Origin of the sequence: Maridesulfovibrio frigidus DSM 17176, assembly GCF_000711735.1 — a bacterium.
In the GTDB taxonomy this organism is placed as follows: Bacteria; Desulfobacterota; Desulfovibrionia; order Desulfovibrionales; family Desulfovibrionaceae; genus Maridesulfovibrio; species Maridesulfovibrio frigidus.
This window is the reverse complement of the sequence record NZ_JONL01000001.1, coordinates 791,718-808,432: the sequence shown is the minus strand read 5'-3', so window position 1 is coordinate 808,432 and position 16,715 is coordinate 791,718. Positions and strand designations below refer to the sequence as shown.

Annotated in this window: 15 protein-coding genes; 9 read left to right on the top strand and 6 right to left on the bottom strand. The window is 42.9% G+C overall.

Annotated elements, in window-relative coordinates; all coding sequences use genetic code 11:
- Nucleotides 1-80 precede the first annotated feature (80 nt).
- From BR06_RS0103775 to BR06_RS0103755, 5 genes are all read left to right on the top strand, one after another.
- Entirely contained in the window at nt 81-335 is a 255-nt protein-coding gene (locus BR06_RS0103775) for a hypothetical protein (RefSeq protein WP_235727656.1), read from the top strand.
- A gap of 60 nt (nt 336-395) precedes the next feature.
- Nucleotides 396-2,435, top strand: coding sequence for a sensor domain-containing diguanylate cyclase (locus BR06_RS0103770; RefSeq protein WP_031480278.1), 2,040 nt, complete (start codon nt 396-398; stop codon nt 2,433-2,435).
- Between the two features lie 200 nt (nt 2,436-2,635).
- Nucleotides 2,636-3,643, top strand: a complete 1,008-nt coding sequence (msrB, locus tag BR06_RS0103765) for a peptide-methionine (R)-S-oxide reductase MsrB (RefSeq protein WP_235727655.1) — start codon at nt 2,636-2,638, stop codon at nt 3,641-3,643.
- A 158-nt stretch (nt 3,644-3,801) separates the two neighbouring features.
- Nucleotides 3,802-4,626, top strand: coding sequence for a glycosyltransferase family 2 protein (locus tag BR06_RS0103760; RefSeq protein WP_031480274.1), 825 nt, complete (start codon nt 3,802-3,804; stop codon nt 4,624-4,626).
- A gap of 48 nt (nt 4,627-4,674) precedes the next feature.
- Complete coding sequence (locus BR06_RS0103755) at nt 4,675-5,607, top strand: DMT family transporter (RefSeq protein ID WP_031480273.1); 933 nt, start codon at nt 4,675-4,677, stop codon at nt 5,605-5,607.
- A gap of 50 nt (nt 5,608-5,657) precedes the next feature.
- Here the strand turns inward: BR06_RS0103755 and BR06_RS0103750 are convergent, their stop codons facing one another.
- Nucleotides 5,658-6,206 (bottom strand): cysteine hydrolase family protein, encoded by a 549-nt coding sequence (locus BR06_RS0103750; RefSeq protein WP_031480271.1) that lies wholly within the window; start codon nt 6,204-6,206, stop codon nt 5,658-5,660.
- A 222-nt stretch (nt 6,207-6,428) separates the two neighbouring features.
- Between BR06_RS0103750 and BR06_RS0103745 the strand changes: the two genes are divergently transcribed.
- Nucleotides 6,429-7,325 carry a GlxA family transcriptional regulator gene (locus tag BR06_RS0103745; protein WP_235727654.1) on the top strand — a complete coding sequence of 299 codons (897 nt, stop codon included), beginning with the start codon at nt 6,429-6,431 and terminating at the stop codon, nt 7,323-7,325.
- A 14-nt stretch (nt 7,326-7,339) separates the two neighbouring features.
- Here the strand turns inward: BR06_RS0103745 and BR06_RS0103740 are convergent, their stop codons facing one another.
- The 3 genes from BR06_RS0103740 to BR06_RS0103730 form a co-directional block, all read right to left on the bottom strand.
- Complete coding sequence (locus tag BR06_RS0103740) at nt 7,340-8,149, bottom strand: MlaA family lipoprotein (protein ID WP_031480267.1); 810 nt, start codon at nt 8,147-8,149, stop codon at nt 7,340-7,342.
- Nucleotides 8,146-9,441, bottom strand: a complete 1,296-nt coding sequence (locus tag BR06_RS0103735; RefSeq protein WP_084154026.1) for an alpha/beta hydrolase family protein — start codon at nt 9,439-9,441, stop codon at nt 8,146-8,148. Before BR06_RS0103735 ends, BR06_RS0103740 begins: the two co-directional genes overlap by 4 nt.
- 137 nt (nt 9,442-9,578) lie before the next feature.
- The gene (locus tag BR06_RS0103730; RefSeq protein WP_031480263.1) at nt 9,579-9,998 is read right to left on the bottom strand and encodes a hypothetical protein; all 420 of its coding nucleotides are present in this window, start codon (nt 9,996-9,998) and stop codon (nt 9,579-9,581) included.
- A gap of 456 nt (nt 9,999-10,454) precedes the next feature.
- Here BR06_RS0103730 and BR06_RS19145 point away from each other — a divergent pair, with 456 nt between their 5' ends.
- Both BR06_RS19145 and BR06_RS0103720 read left to right on the top strand, forming a co-directional pair.
- A complete protein-coding gene (locus tag BR06_RS19145; RefSeq protein ID WP_051676894.1) occupies nt 10,455-12,344 on the top strand; it encodes a methyl-accepting chemotaxis protein in 1,890 nt (629 codons plus the stop codon).
- Between the two features lie 157 nt (nt 12,345-12,501).
- Nucleotides 12,502-13,065: a lectin-like protein gene (locus BR06_RS0103720; RefSeq protein WP_031480259.1), complete on the top strand. Its 564-nt coding sequence runs from the start codon at nt 12,502-12,504 to the stop codon at nt 13,063-13,065.
- A 98-nt stretch (nt 13,066-13,163) separates the two neighbouring features.
- Here the strand turns inward: BR06_RS0103720 and BR06_RS19575 are convergent, their stop codons facing one another.
- Nucleotides 13,164-13,934, bottom strand: a complete 771-nt coding sequence (locus BR06_RS19575; RefSeq protein ID WP_051676893.1) for an MBL fold metallo-hydrolase — start codon at nt 13,932-13,934, stop codon at nt 13,164-13,166.
- A gap of 166 nt (nt 13,935-14,100) precedes the next feature.
- Between BR06_RS19575 and BR06_RS0103710 the strand changes: the two genes are divergently transcribed.
- A complete protein-coding gene (locus tag BR06_RS0103710) occupies nt 14,101-14,730 on the top strand; it encodes a hypothetical protein (RefSeq protein WP_031480256.1) in 630 nt (209 codons plus the stop codon).
- Nucleotides 14,731-14,850: 120 nt separating this feature from the next.
- Here BR06_RS0103710 and ettA read toward each other — a convergent pair whose 3' ends face one another.
- On the bottom strand, nt 14,851-16,533 hold the full coding sequence (gene ettA, locus BR06_RS0103705; RefSeq protein WP_031480254.1) for an energy-dependent translational throttle protein EttA: 1,683 nt from the start codon (nt 16,531-16,533) through the stop codon (nt 14,851-14,853).
- Nucleotides 16,534-16,715 lie beyond the last annotated feature (182 nt).

The window sequence follows — 16,715 nt, the reverse complement described above, 5'->3', positions numbered from 1 at the left end:
CGCCCTATTTTTCAGCTGTTTGGTCAAAAAAGTTTTGATTGAACATTATGGCTATAATTATTTCCGGAATGGAGTTTTTTGTGTCTACTAAACCATGTGTTGGTTGCGGTTGGTGTTGTATCTCTGATCCCTGTGAAGTTTCACATCGGAAATATGGTTACATGGCTCGTTGCCCCGATCTTTTCTGGGATGAGAAGATGAATCGTTATCTCTGTCTTATCATGGGAGATCCTGTTGAGGGAGACGATGCTCGTCGTTCTCTATTTGAAGGGCAGGGCTGCTGTGCTCCGCTGTTGACTTGGAGAGATGATGTTAGGAATCGCGATGACGATTAACAGTTTTTTTGCGTTATCTATTCTATTTTTAAAAATATATCAGGAATGAATTAAACGACGATGATTAAACTGCGTATGAGAAATATTGATAGAAATGTCATTCTGGTTGTGTTCGCCTCTGTCATGGCGGCTGCGCTACTGGTTTCTCTTTTTTTAGCAGTTTATCTAAATGCCTCTTATGCAAAAGCACAGTTTTACAGCTCCCAGATAAGTAATGCTGCCGTTAGATGTCAGGCTCACCAAGATGCTTTTGTACATACAAAAGAGATTGAGGACGTTGCTGGGTTCTTACATAGTTACGATGATCTTGTTCACAACTTAGAACTATTGGCCGGTGAGAGTGATGTTCTTTCCGAGTCCGAAATCATGCTAACTCAGCTCAAAGTGCGGGATTATCGGGATCTGTTTATAGCTTACAAAGAAAAGCAGATGGTTATTGGTTTGGCAGAAGGATTTGGAGAACAGGGCGTCTTGCTTAGGATCGCTCTCTCTATGGAAAATAAACTCGAAAATGCCGGGGAATACCGCTTACTTTCTATGGTCGCGGCTTGTCGTCGAAGTGAAAATGAATTTGTCCAGAATAAGAAACTTACATCCGTCGAGGATTTCAAAAATAAATATGTAGCACTGGTTGATGCTGTGAAAGAAAGCGGGCTGAGTCCTCAGCTTAAGGGTGAAGTTTTAGCTGAGTTGAATCACTATCAGGAAAATTTTTATATTTTAGTTAAGCATATGAAAGAGGTGGGGCTTAGGTTTGGAGAGGGAGTCAGTGGGGAACTTCAGAAGGCCCTGCTGGAGATCAATAAACAGGTATCCTTCATCCAGGCTACAGTGCTGACCCGTCTAGGAAAAACAACCCGGACTATCTACTGGGTACTGTGCATTTCATCTGCACTTATTTTAATGGTTCTTTTTCTGGGTGTCAGGCTAATCAGGTATAACCTCCGCCTTGTGAGTGAAGTCCATAAGCGTAAAGTGGTGGAAGGAGAGCTTGCAGAAGTAAATACTAATCTTGAACGGACTGTGCAAAATAGAACTCAAAAAATAGCCAGCCAGATCAAGGATCAGGAACGAATTAATAAAGAAATTTTGACTCTGAATGAGTTTAGCGATTATTTGCAGAGGTGTAATTCCACCGCTGAAGCTCTCCATATTATACGAGACTATGCAAAACGTTTATTTCCTCGTGATGTAGGGGCCTTGTATCTGTTTGATGATGATGGAACTCTACTAAATAAGAAGGCTAGCTGGGGCGATAGAGAAGATATCTTTAAAGATAGTTTTGCTCCTGATGAGTGTTGGGGATTACGCATGGACAAATTCCATTACGTCTCCCGTGATGCTCAGGGACTTAATTGTGATCATTTTTCTAAAGAGTTAAGTACCTGTTATATATGTGTTCCGATGCATAATCAGGAACAGTTGATCGGGCTGATGCTTCTCGTTTGCGACCAGAAGGCATGTCTTTCGGACGAGACAAAAAAAATATGTACCGGGAAAGAGCGTCAGCGTTTGGTTGTTACTATTTCCGAGCATTTTTCTCTGGCTTTGTCTAATATTCAGTTGCGTGAAAATCTGCGAGAACAGTCTGTGCGAGATCCTCTTACCGGGCTTCATAATAGGCGGTATATGCTCGAAAGCATTAATAGAGAAGTCTCCCGGGCCTCCCGCCGTAGTGAGTCTCTGGCCGCCGTTATGATCGATATAGATTTCTTTAAGAGATTTAATGATACCTACGGGCATGAGGCTGGTGACGAGGTCTTAAAACGTGTCGCTGAAATTTTGCTTAGTCAGGTTCGCGACGAGGATATTCTCTGCCGTATGGGCGGAGAGGAATTTTTAGTGGTTATGACAAGTATTAGCCGTGATGTCGTAATTAAACGGGCAGAAGCGTTGCGTGAATCTTTCGAAAGTATAGATATCCACTTTGGCTCCTCCCGCAAAGAATCGCTGACGGTCTCTGTTGGAATCTCTTTTTATCCAGACAATAGTAGAGATATTAATACTGTTATTGATCTTGCAGATAAGGCTCTTTATTCGGCCAAAAATACTGGTCGCAATAAGGTTGTTGTTTTCAGTGAATATATGCTCGGGGGCTAGTTCTTCGGTCCGTCTCTCCTTTTTCATTCTACTCCACCATTGACATATATTGTGCACATGTTATTTTATTATTAGTAATAATTATTAATAAGGAAGTTGTCATGGGCTATAAAAAGATAAGTCGAGCAGTAATTGCTGCTCTCTTTGTATTATCATTAAGCTTTTTCTTTGTTTGGTCTGAAAGCCCTACGGAGGCCGGAATGAATAATGAATCAATCCTTTCTGTTGCTACTGTTGCAGGAGGATGTTTTTGGTGTGTTGAATCTGATCTTGAAAAGGTGGCTGGTGTAGACAGGGTTGTATCCGGTTATATAGGTGGGAATGTAGATAATCCTACTTATGAACAGGTAAGCTCAGGAACAACAGGGCATCTTGAAGCTGTTCAGATTTATTTTGATCCGCAGCAGATTAGTTATGCTCAAGTTCTTGATGTGTTTTTAAAGCATCATGACCCTACCGATGCTGATGGCTCATTTAATGATCGTGGAATTCAGTATACTTCTGCTATTTTTTACCATGATGAAAAGCAGAAGGAGATTGCTGGTAATGCGCTTGTGGAACTTGATGGTTCTAAGCGTTTTGATAAGCCTGTTGCTACCAAGCTGATTCCGTTTACAAAGTTTTTTGAGGCAGAAGATTATCATCAGGATTACTACAAGAAGAATCCTGTCCGGTACAACTGGTACAGATTCAGTTCCGGGCGTGATTCTTTTATCAAGGAACATTGGGGAGATGAAGCTAATAGTGTTGTATCATCTAGCGCAGTGTCTACATATTCCAGACTTAGTGATGCTGAGCTTGAAAAGACACTGACTCCATTACAGTTCAATGTCGTCCGTAAGGATGGAACAGAACCAGCATTTTCAAACGAATACTGGGATAACCACGTAGAAGGGATATATGTGGATGTTGTCTCAGGAGAGCCTTTATTTAGCTCGGCAGATAAGTTTGAGTCAGGAACTGGCTGGCCTAGCTTTACCCGTCCACTTGAGAAGAAGAATGTAGTGGGAATTGAGGATAATACTTTATTCATGAAGCGGACAGAGGTTCGTTCTTTTGATGCAGATTCTCACCTGGGGCACGTGTTCTCAGATGGTCCGGCTCCAACTGGATTGCGCTACTGTATAAATTCAGCCTCGTTAAGGTTTATTTCTAAGGATAAGTTAGAAGAACAGGGCTATGGAAAGTATTTACAATTATTTAAGTGATTCAAATAAAATTAGACTGTTATGAGGCCTCCTTTGGGTGGCCTTTTTTTTGCTTATGTTTATTGCGACAATCCGGAAACTCTATTAAACAATAGGTCTGTGGTTTCATGAGAGCATATATTTAACTTGTATTTATCTCTGCAAGGGACACTTTCTTTATGGCGTTACTTTCGATTGTTGTTCCCAACTATAATTATGGACGCTTTGCAGACAGATTTTTCGGCTCAATTGTTGCCCAAAAGATGGATCTGAATGAAGTTGAAATTATTTTTGTAGATGACGGTAGTGATGACGATTCCCTCCAGTTTGCTCATAAATGGGCGGACAAAATCCAGTGTAAACGGTTTGAAATATTAACGCCTGCTCGCTGCGGAAAGCCGGGTCCTGTCCGCAATTATGGGTTGGAGAGGGCTGAGGGCAGATATTTAATTTGCCTTGACCCCGATGACTATTTAGAGCCTGAATTTCTGTCGTCTTGCATCGAAACTCTTGAACAGAATCCAGAACTCGACCTCGTTTACACAGACTACAAGGAAAACAGTCAAGATAGCTCGCGCATAGTCAATCTTCCAAAATTCAGCCCCGCTCATTTGCGAAGTCAGAATACCATAGCTCCTTCAGCTCTTTATCGGAGTAAACTTTGGGATGGCGGGGTCAGATATCGCGACAACACATTGTATGAAGACTGGGATTTCTGGGTGCAATGCCTTGTAGCAGGTGCAAAATTTCAATTAATCCCGCAAGTCTTGTACAATTACGAAGTACATGGAGCTAATTTTTCGCTGCAAGCCGTTAAAAGTGATGGAGCAGCTAAAGCACAAATTGTGCTTAACAACCCGACCTTTTTCAACTCCATTGTTTACGAATGGGCGGGTGCTCATTTGAGAGGTCGGCTTCATGCCTCAGCCTTTCAGAGGGGTTGTATACCGCGGCCTATTGATATAAAAGCACTCTTGTTGAAAATGGATAGCGGAGAAATTTGATAATCCTACCTGAAATTATTTAACCCTTCCGCAATTGGTCATATTCATATGAAAATAATAATGATAGGTGTCCTAGCCGCGCTGTTTTTCAGTACGACTTTTGTTCTTAATAGAGCAATGAGCCTTGATGGTGGACACTGGGTTTGGTCTGCAAGCTTACGCTATTTTTGGATGTTCGGGATTTTGTCCGTGGGACTTTTTGCTGTCCGGCGTGAACTTTTTATTGAGTCTCTAAAACTATATGTGCGCCACTGGTTTTTCTGGACTGCGGCTGGCGGAATCGGATTCGGATTATTTTACGCGTTAATTTCATTCAGTGCTTCCTATGCGCCCGGCTGGGTTGTTGCTGCCACTTGGCAGACCACTATTCTCGCCACTCCCATAGTATTGCTTGGCTTTGGTAAAAAGATTCCTCTCCGGGCTATGCTTTTGACCTTAATAATTTTTGCGGGAGTTTTGCTGATCAATCTTGAGCGCGCTGGAACGGCTTCATTCGGTGATATTCTACTTGGCGCGATTCCTGTTCTCATTGCCGCGTTCGCGTACCCTTTCGGCAATCAGCTTGTTTGGGAGGCTCGGCAGGGTGGGACAAAGATTATTCCGCACCTAGACAGTCCTGCCATGGACGACCCTTTTTGCCGCGTGTTGCTTTTAACACTGGGGTCACTGCCCTTGTGGATAATCATAATCGCGGTTTTCTCGCCGCCGCCTCCTGCGATGGATCAGGTGCTCAATACCGCTCTGGTCGCGGTTTTTTCCGGTATAGTGGCAACAAGTCTTTTCCTTTATATCCGTCACAAAGCGCGTTCTGCCGCGGAGCTTGCCGCAGCAGATTGCACTCAGTCCATGGAAGTTGTTTTTTCGCTGCTTGGCGAAGTTGCGCTACTTGGTGGCATATTGCCCGGCTTACTCGGGTGGGCGGGGATAGCTTTAACTATGCTGGGGCTAGTGCTTTATATCAGAGTGCAAAACGTCCGCTAAAGATATTTCGCGAACATCCTTAACTGTTTGCGCTAACACTGATTCTGCCCTTAGCTACGAATAAAATCACCTGTTGCAACCATTTTCGCATATACAGCACCAAGAGCAGCCATGAATGACGCATGAACGCTAACTGATGGCACTTTTACGCCGTTAAATTCGAGGGAAGTTGCAGCACACGCATCATGAACCACGGTACAGGTATATCCGAAATCGAAGGCCGCTCGCGTGGTCGCATCAACGCACATATTACTCATCATGCCGATGATTGTTAGATTTGTGATGTCGAGATCTTTCAGAATTTCATTTAGTCCTGTTTCACGAAAGCTGTTTGGGTAGTGCTTTGCAAGCACGACTTCTTTTTCCTGTGGTGCAACGGAGGAATGAATGTCCATGCCGGATGTTTCAGGAATAAAAAAAGTTGCTCCCGGCTGTAATGATTCATGTTGAATATGGATAACTGGAAGTTTTTTTTCTCTAAAATTTACTAGCACTTTTGTTGCATTTTTTCCGGCCGCTGCGCTGTTATCGAGGGCCATTTTTCCGTTTGTAAAATAGTCGTTTTGAATATCAATAATGATTAAAGCTTCTTTGGTCATGATAGCTCCTAATAAATCAGTTTATGGCGTTTGCTCAGTTCGAGTGAGAATAGAATGCTATTTAGTTCAAATAATGAAAAGTGTCGTTATTGACATTTATGGTGCTAAAAACGACAATACAGAATGCCATCAATAACAATTCTTGCTTTTGACAATTGCTTGCTCTCAGGAGTTTTAGGCCCACTGGAAATTTTCTCTATTGCAAACACAATAGCAGAGGAAATGAACTTAGGCACGAAGGAAGGACTGCCTTTGTTAGGCCCTTTTAGACTGGCGAGCATAGAGGGTGAGCCTGTTACCGGCTTTACCGGAGTGTCGCTTGCGGTAGACAGTCCTCTTGCTGTTGTTTCTGCGGATATAGTTGTTATACCACCTCTATTTGGTGATGTGGACGTTCTTAGCGGCAATGTCGAGCTCATAAATGCAATACGGAATGCCAGCCGCAGAGGGGCAATTGTTGCGACCATTTGCGCAGGGTCGTTTCTACTTGCGGAAACAGGTTTTCTTAATGGTAAAGTGGCTACTACTCACTGGAAATTAACCCGCGAATTTAAGAGAAAATATCCCGAAGTAGACCTGCATTCAGATCAGATGTTGATAGACGGGGGTAATTATATTTGCGCTGGTGGTGCTATGGCGTGGCAGGATCTTGCTTTGCATATAGTCGCACGATTTGTGAGTAAAGATGTAGCTTCGCAATGTGCAAAGGTCTTGGTGCTGGATAGTACCCGCCATGTGCAGACTCCATATTTTATGTTTGATCAGCACCTTGAGTCATCATCCGGCTTTGCGGACAACAATATTGCCACAGCTCAAAAATGGATGCAGAAAAATTATCATCAGGGTGTGGATCTCGAGATGCTATCCGTAATCTCTGAAGTAGGAGTACGGACTTTTTTGCGTCGTTTTAAGCGGGCAACCGGAGTTACATCCGTGCAATATTTGCAACAGTTACGCATCGAGTCTGCAAGGCATCTGCTTGAAGTCAGCACAAAAAATATTGAAGAGATTACCGGAGCGGTTGGGTATGAAAATTCTTCGTCATTTCGAAGATTGTTTAAGAAAAAAACAGGGCTTACACCTGTGGAATATAGAAAGAAATTTAGCAGATTACCTTAGCATTTTAAATAGTTCTATTGTTTTTCAATATCCAGTTCACGCTTGGTAGAGTATAGAAATCGCACTAGATCATACTCAAATGGTGAACCTGTTTGATAGTAGCGAAAGGGTTGCTGAGCTCGCAGATTAAGACCACGAATCGTGGCTTCTCCCGCTCCGATCAGGGTTCTTCCGTCTGTTACACCCAGAACATCGTAAACAAAATTCATTTCGGCCCATAGCAGAGCAGAATCTCCGGCAAGTCCGGCGGCATCTCGTACGGATGATGGGCCAAAGAGCGGCAGAACAACATAAGGTCCGGGGCTTATTCCCCAAACTCCCAGTGTGTCGGCAGTAGATGTGATAACTCTTTGTATGCCCCAGCCTTCAGCTACATCCAGGATGCCCAGAATTCCGACCGTTGAATTTATAATCAGCCGATAGCAGGAGCGCAGAAGCTTTTCGCCTCTTCCCTGCAGGGTGCTGTTGATGATGGAGTTAACTTCATTCAGATTATTGACGGCATTAGTCACGCCTTTTCTGACTGGTGTGGGAAGCACTGTTGTGTAAAGTTCCAAAGTCGGAAGATAGACCGCACGGTCGAATTCCGCATTGAAAGAATATACATGGCGGTTCATCGGTCCCCACGGATCGTATACATCAAGAAATTCTAAGTCAGCTTCCTTGCGCATAATATTTGTGGGGCTAGGTGCGTGCGATACAGGCGTCATAAAGCCTGTCGGTGACAGAGTCATGTCGGGATCTTCTTTATTTATGGTCGCGCAGGACGGGATAAGCAGAAGAGCGAAAAGCAGCAACAGGTATTTGAATTGCGGACTCATCATTTTAACATCTCCTGCGCTTTAAGAGCGTAGGGTCCGAACATGATGTTTCCGCAATGACCACCGCGTGAAAAGAATACAGCTCGATTCCCGAAAGTTTTGCGTAGGAAGGCTACTTCTTCCTCGTTAAGAATGATGTCATCGGAATTGCCGAGCACGAAAATTTTATCTGATTTTGCGAGGTATTCTTCGATGCTTTCGAGGCTGCATCTACGGATTAGCTCTTCTTTCGTAATGCCGGGGGTTATGAATTGTAGGTACGGGAGCAGGTACTCATTAATATAGTCTTCGAATTTTATTGCTGCGGCGACTCTTGTATAAGGCAGTAGATTGTCACCAATGGCGAGAGTCTTGCTGACGGGAACAATATATCCGGCATTAATGCAGACATCCGATGCGAAAAGCATGTTTGCAGAACTTAGCCGGAAGGATGCCGCAATTATTGCCCGAAGGTCCATATCTGAGAAGTTATCATGCTGCGACAGTCCATAGAGAAAGTTATCATCGAAGTCAGTTACATCTGTATGGAGATACATTTGAGAAAATGCCTGTATGAGATTGTCTATAACTTCGCGTGGTTTTTTATCTCCGAGATTCTCAGGACTGAGCCATGAGTCAAATCTCTGCGCTGAAGTGTAAAGGCTGACCGGCGGGTTCATCATTAGTACTTTATCAAATAAAAAGTCGCCGCGCTCTTCATCGAGCTGAGCTAGAAATGCCGAGTGCATTGCACCCAAGCTGTAGCCTGTGACATTGTATCCACTTATTTTGTAATCTTCTTCAAGGTCGGCTTTGATCCATTTCATAACTCTGTATAAATCTTCAACGTCATTTGGGGCATAGCCTGGTGCGGCGTATCTTGAAGCGCTGACAACGAAGTTCATATGTGTAGGGGAAGAAACAGCTACAACGTGAAAACCGCTTTCATAAAAAAGCTGAGTCAGGAATTTCATTTTGGTTGAGTCATGCTCTGAACCCGTTCCAGCGATTATGAATAGAAGAGGAGCTTCTCCTTCCTGCATAGCTGTGGTGTAGTAAAAATCCTCACTATACCAGAAAATATCAGGAATTCTTCGATCTTCGATATTAATTTCGCACTGTTTGGTGTCAACAGGTTCGGGGAAAGTGTGTACTAAATCAGGGGGCGTGCCGAAAATAGTCGCTTTGAAGGGATCGGCTATTGGGAACTCTGAGCTGCTGGCAAAAGTGGGCAGGCTGAAAAATAGTATAAAAAAGATCATCGCAATAAAAGTTGCAAGATGGAACCTATCTATATGATGTCCTTTTTTAACCATAGTCACTTAGTATCAGCCTGTATAAACTTTGTAAATGTGACGCTTTTTTTGAAGGGCAAGCTAAACTCGTATCGGGGCTTTGAGCTGAAAAATTTTATAGTCTTTTTGGTCTTTCTATAGCTCTAAATCGTGAATTATTATAATAAAACATGCGGTTCTGGCAGATATTCAACAATCCACTTGCTCCACGCTTCCGGCTCTACCAGTTCCAGAATTTTAGCGGAAATTTCAAATGGCGCAAAAGGTTCTTTGAAGTCATCTAAGATAATGGGACCTTTGAACACTGGTGAAAATTCACCGCGACAGTGGGGTTCTATTGTAAAGTTGAACATATCAATCAAATATCCATCAAGATCGCCTTTAGCTATCCAGTCGAAACAAATTTCAAACCCAGCTTTGCTATGTCTTGAGAATCCAAGGACGTATGCTTCTTTTTCAATCCCTTTATCTTCATCCCCGATATTGAAGGTGGAACTGAGAACTTCAACATACGGCTGCAAAGAGATGACCTCTTTTGCGATATCTTGGAATTGCTTAAGCGTTAAAACCTTTTTCATATATGGAACCTTTGGTGCGTAATGTCATTGTCAAAATTAGTTCGCATTGAATACAGGTTTATGTGCGTCATGCCAATCAACATGTCGCTCTAAAAGTTAAAATGATACAATTAGTTTTGCTTACTTATACGAGGTGTAACTTGAGCAAATTATACCTTCACAGATGTATTATTGTTCAGGATGTATAGTATAAATAAAGAGTTGACTTTTAAGTGAAAAAGGTCGAAATTTTAAGAGCTTATAATGTTTTATTTAATATATTATAATGTTGCAAAATATATTGTTTAAGGTGGTTTTCGCGCAAAACATTATCTTTTAAATGTGTTTATGTAGACTTGTTAAGATTGTAATAATAGTGTTAAGTATTCGTGAAGTTGGGTGCAGGGTATTGGTGTTAGGCAATAGTCTTTGGGAAATTAATTAGAATCGCATTATCTTTCGACATAGGGACAAATCATGTTTACTTGGATTTCAAAAAGCCTTTTGAGAGTTATCTTACTTCCCACCATAATTTTTATCAGTTTAGGCATCGGAATCTTAGTTTTCTATGTACAAAGCTCATCATATGATATGGTTTTAAATAATGAAGTGCGCTCGTCGAAGAGTCTGGCCACGTTAGTGACCTCTTCATTAGGATTGTTTATAAATGACACTGTTTCTTCAGCTCAAAGTCTTGCGAGTCGGGCGGAAGTTTCTGCTTTATTTGCGGGTAAATCTGTAGATGCCCAAAGGTTATTCAAACAAAAAGTACAATCAAGCAGCGATATATGGGGCGTTCTTGCTTTTGATAAAGCTGGAATAGTTTTAGCTGGGTTAAATGCAGTAGGACAAGACTTAACAGGTCACGATCTTAGCTCCAGAGCGTATGCAAAAGCCATACTAAACGGTAAAAATAAATATATTACGAAATCAATATTTAAAGCTAAATCCAACGGTGATCTAATCTTTGGGGTAAGTATTCCTGTTCATAACAGTGATGGTGAATTGCTCGGAGGAATAGCCCTTTTCGGAGACTGGTTAGAGTTCACCAATTCTTTTGTAGCTCCTCTTGTTATTGGGAATGAGGGATATGGTTCTGTTTTAGATGGAACAGGAAAAGTTTTATACCACCCTTCCAAAAAACTTATATTGAAAGATTTGGGCCAGATACCATTTGTTTCTAAAGCTCTAGATCAAAAAAATGGAGTAATTTTTTACGACTGGAAAGGGCTCGCTAAAGTGATGGCGTATAAAACAGACCCAGCCACAGGCTGGCTTATTTGTTTGACTGCGTATGAAAATGATTTGGCAGCTAAAGCAGTGCATCAGCGAAATGTTCTTGTCGGAGTCGGCTTGCTCATTATTTTGATTGTGAGTGGAATAATTTTCTTCTCTATAAAGAGATTGGTTGTTGCTCCTGTCGCAGACGGGGTGGCAGCTTCTCAGAGTATGGCTGCTGGGGATTTAACTAACGCCGTATCAAGTTGTTCCTCAAATGAAATAGGGATGATGATAAATGCTTTAGGTAGTATGGTCGGATCCTTACGCAATGTTGTTTCCGGTGTGAAAAATGCCACCTCTCATGTTTCCTCTGGTAGTCAGGAAATTGCTGCTGCTTCTGAAGAGTTGTCAAATGGAAGCACAGAACAGGCGGCTGCTGTTGAAGAAGTCTCTGCCGCGATGGTTCAGATGAACACCAATCTTGAAAGGTCCACCGGACTTGCTGAAGAAACTCGTACTATAGCTGTAAAAACAGCCAAAGAGGCGATCGAAGGTGGGGAGGCTGTGACTAAGACTGTTGCCGCTATGCGTGATATTGCTGACCGTACTTCTATAATTGAAGAAATTGCACGGCAGACAAATTTATTGGCACTAAATGCAGCCATTGAAGCCGCCAGAGCAGGTGAACACGGCAAAGGGTTTGCTGTTGTAGCATCCGAAGTGCGTAAACTCGCAGAGAGAAGCGGAGTTGCCGCTGGTGAGATTCGTGAACTTACTGGTTCGAGTTTAATAGTAGCTGAGAAAGCGCGAACAATGCTTGATGGAATAATCGTGGACATACGGACCAACGAAGAACTCGTTTCAGAAGTTGTCGCGGCAAGTAGGGAACAACATGAAGGCGGTGAACAGATTTCTACTGCTGTCGGGCAACTTGATGAAGTTGTGCAACGTAATGCCGCTTTCGCTGAACAGTTGTCATCCACCGCGCAGGAGCTTTCCGCACAGGCTGTAAAACTTGAAGATGAGATGGGCTTTTTTAATGTAGAAGAAGGCGCTTATTTAGAAGCACATGTTGTTCGCCGCAAGGGTGGTTCTGCCACGCAGGCTCTTCCATCCTCAAGTATGAGAGGATTTGAACGCATGTAGTTAATTTCTAAATATATTCAGAATAAACGCGGTAGTTCTTTTCTAGGACTGCCGCGTTTTTTGTTGCAAACAAAGGACTGAAGGGTGACTTTATTCAAATAATAATTACTTTATAAGAAGGAGGTTTAGTCTTTTTAGGCTTTTCCGGGGAGTAGTTATGAATAAGCTCACTTTAACATCTATACTAATGATATTAATTCTAGTGTTTGCGGCAAGTCCTTCTTCCGCGACAACATATAGTTTTGGCGACTCAAATTACTGGGTGGTTCAGGCAAGCGGAATGAATTGGGATTCTGCGAAGGTGCTTGCTGAAGCAGCCGGAGGTCATTTGGCGACAATTACTTCTGCGGCTGAAAACACTTATGTACAGCAGAATGTTTTAGGGTCTCGGAGTGGCGAATATTGGCTTGGAGGATTCCAGACTAGTGATCCTGGCGGGGCTGCTCCTGCTGCTAATTGGGAATGGGTCACCGGTGAGGCTTGGAGTTTCACTGACTGGCAACCTACAGAACCCAATAATTATCTTGGTCGTGATGAGATGCACCTTGGAATATGGAGCAGGAACGACTGGAAGTGGAATGATGAAGGCTATTTAAACAATATTACTGGTTTTGTAGTAGAGCAAAGTGTTATGCCTCCAGTGCCTATTCCTGCAACCCTATGGTTGCTTAGTTCTGCACTGACAGGACTGGTTTTGGTAAAGCGCTATGCATATAATTAGCTGTCTCCTGTACTAAGGGATAGATCTGCTTGTCTTGGCGGAGTGGGGTATTAACCGCGCTCCGCTTTTTTTGAGGCTCACCTATGGCTGCACTATGACTACTTGCCTTGCTTTCTAGCAAATTTAACATTGTCGCGGTGGGCCTCCTTATAGAATTCGCTCATATTTTCAGGTAAATCAGCGTCTTCACCGTTCAAAATAGCTTTTAAGTAATTAATATTTTGAGTCAAAATTTCAGGTCCGCTAATGTCTCCATGAGCTGGAATGATTGTTTTAAGGTCGCTATTCTCCCTCCACCCTTCCAGTTTTTCTATCCAGTTTGCAACTGGCGATCTTTCTCCTAAACATGGAAAAGGAGTTTCCACTGCATCACCTGCCAGCAGGATTCCTTTCTCAGGAATATAAGCGACTATGGAATCTTGGGTGTGTCCCAAGAGAGGAGATAATTGAACCGTGATGCCACCGAGGTCAATTACAAGTTCTGATTCAATCGTAATATTGGGAGCGATCAGTTTTACGGAGCCATATAATTCAGGCTGTCTCTTTTGGAAATCTTTTAAGACTTCTGGCACATCAGTTGAGAATCGTTTGAGGCTATTTTTATGAGATATAATTAATTTAGGCTGTGTCTCTACCCCCGCAGTTCCCCATATATGATCCCAATCAGCATGGCTGTAGATAATCATTAATTTGCGGTCTTCAATTAACTCCTTATAGCCGAGCATGTCTTCGGGACGGGATAGGGTGTCAAATATAACAGCTCTGTCTGAACCCATAATCAATCCACCGCGAACGTTGTAACCATCGAGTCTAACATTCTTTAAGTATAGCTCATCATCTATGCGATCAAATTGATTAGAAATCTTCATATATGCCTCTCGCGTGCAGTCTTTAATAAAGCAGTCTTCATACTGGATTTAAATTAAAGCAATCGTTTAATTCATTCTTCCATTTATAGATGCAACAGGGTAACTGCTATTCGGAGAATAAAGTCGCCATGAGGGTGGTTTATATACAGTAAAAAGGACGTTGCCAATGTTTTCTGATGGATTATCTATGCTAAGTTTTGAAAGACCTGCTCTAAGCCTTATAGCTCTACTTCTTGATGATAAAATAATCTCAGCAGAGGGCCTTCTGGTTCCTTCAGATATGGGGATTCTAACTTTCAAGTCTATGGATTTGATTCAGGATCGTGGCAAGATGCCAGTGGTTATGATTGAGTTCCTTAATGAGCAGAACCAGTCCACGTGGAAATTTGCATACTTCGGTCATATTTCCCCCTTAAAGCTCAACTCGGTCAGTATTGCTAATGCTGATGGAACGGTGGATGAGCGTACTTTTTCAGAAATGAATATGTCCTATGGTAAGTCCGAAGCTGTTTACAGCAAGGCCGTAGATATAGGGTCCGTTGATGTAAAACTTTTGTGCGGCAGCCTTTACTTATGGCGGTCATGCGTTGGATTGCCAAAAGCTTGCGAAGAAGTGTTCGCTAAGTACTTTAGAAAAATGAAACCTGTTTCAAGATATGAGTGGGAACTTAACGATTACTCGGTCAACGGTGAAGATATCGCTGAGGAGTGGAGTTGTGCTGTTCCAAGTGATGCTTATGGGAAAGGGGTTGTTAAGGTTACTGTTCAAAATGGAATCGTGACCCTTATAATGTAGGAAGTCGAGATTCTCTCACGAAATATATTGCGAAATATTAAAAACAAAAAACGGCCCTCATGAATATTCATGAGGGCCGTTAGCTTATTTAGCGTTTGGACTAAAGAAGGTCATGCAATATTAGCGAGTCATCTTGCGATACTTGATACGGTGAGGCTGATCAGCATCCTTACCAAGTCTCTTCTTTTTATCTTCTTCGTATTCGGAGTATGATCCTTCGAACCAGAATGTGGTTGAATCACCTTCGAATGCGAGTATGTGTGTAGCGATGCGGTCAAGGAACCAACGATCATGACTGATGACCATTACACAGCCGCTGAAGTTGTTAAGCCCTTCTTCAAGCGAACGCATGGTGTTAACGTCAAGGTCATTTGTAGGTTCATCGAGTAGGAGTACGTTTCCGCCTTCCTGTAGCATTAGAGCTAGATGAACACGACTGCGCTCACCGCCGGAAAGGACTGAACACTTCTTCTGCTGCTCAGAACCAGTCAGGTTAAATTTACCAACGTAGGCGCGTGCATTGATTTCGCGTTCGCCAAGTTTGATGAATTCGTTGCCGCCGGAAATGACTTCGTAAACAGTCTTATCGCCATCAAGCGCGTCGCGGTGCTGATCGACATGTGTAACTTTAACAGTTTCACCAACGACCATTTCGCCTGCGTCAGGCTCTTCGAGTTTTGCAATCATTTTGAAAAGCGTTGTTTTACCAGCTCCGTTAGGCCCGATAATACCGACAATCGCTCCTGCAGGAATGAGGAAACTTGAATCTTCGAGAAGCAATTTGTCGCCAGCAAGCTTACGTATGCCGACGGCTTCAATTACTTTCTTACCAAGACGTGGTCCCGGTGGAATGTAAAGTTCCAGATCTTTCGCCCGCTCGTTGGTATCCTGATTAGCAAGCTCTTCATATGCTTTAACTCGGGCCTTGCTTTTTGCGTGACGTCCTTTTGGAGACATGCGAATCCACTCAAGCTCACTTGAAAGGGCTTTGATTCTTTTAGCATCGGTTTTGGCTTCATTGGAGAGTCTTTTTTCTTTCTGCTCAAGCCATGAGGAGTAGTTGCCTTTCCATGGAATACCGCGGCCTCTGTCAAGTTCCAGAATCCATCCTGCAACATTGTCGAGGAAGTAACGGTCATGGGTTACGGCAATGATTGTTCCTGCATAGTTCTGCAAATGTCTTTCAAGCCATGCAACAGATTCAGCATCAAGATGGTTAGTAGGCTCATCAAGTAGCAAGATGTCTGGCTCCTGTAGAAGCAGGCGGCACATTGCTACGCGGCGTTTTTCACCACCGGAAATAACAGAAACGAGAGTGTCTCCGGGAGGGCACCTTAGAGCATCCATCGCCATTTCAAGCCTGGAGTCGAGGTCCCATGCTCCTGCTGCGTCCATTTTTTCCTGAGCGGCGGCCTGCTTATCAAGGAGGGCGTCCATTTCTTCAGGTTCCATAGGTTCAGCGAACTTCTCGTTGATGTCGTTGAAATTTTTGACGATAGCGAGAACTTCAGCAACCCCTTCTTCTACCACTTCGCGGACTGTGCGACTTTCATCTACAAGCGGTTCCTGCTCGAGGAAGCCGATTGTGTAGCCCGGGGAGACGTGGGTTGAACCTTCAAAGCTCTCGTCTATGCCGGCCAAAATTTTAAGGAGTGAACTCTTACCGGAGCCGTTAAGACCCAGTACGCCGATTTTTGCTCCATAGAAATAAGAAAGGGAGATGTCTTTAAGAATCGGCTTTTTGTCATAATATTTGCTGACCCTGTTCATTGAATAAATGATTTTATCGGGTTCGTTGCTCATTTTTTACCTCTTTATAGTATGCGTTACGGGAGAACCTCTCTTTTTGGCAGAAAAACACACGACAGGCAATGGTTGATTATGTGTGGGACCTTTTGAGCGTTTTGTTATAAATTATTAGAGACAATATATACTGCTTGTACTTAAGTGAGTGCTTATGATACGTACAAGGTAGGGATTTAGGG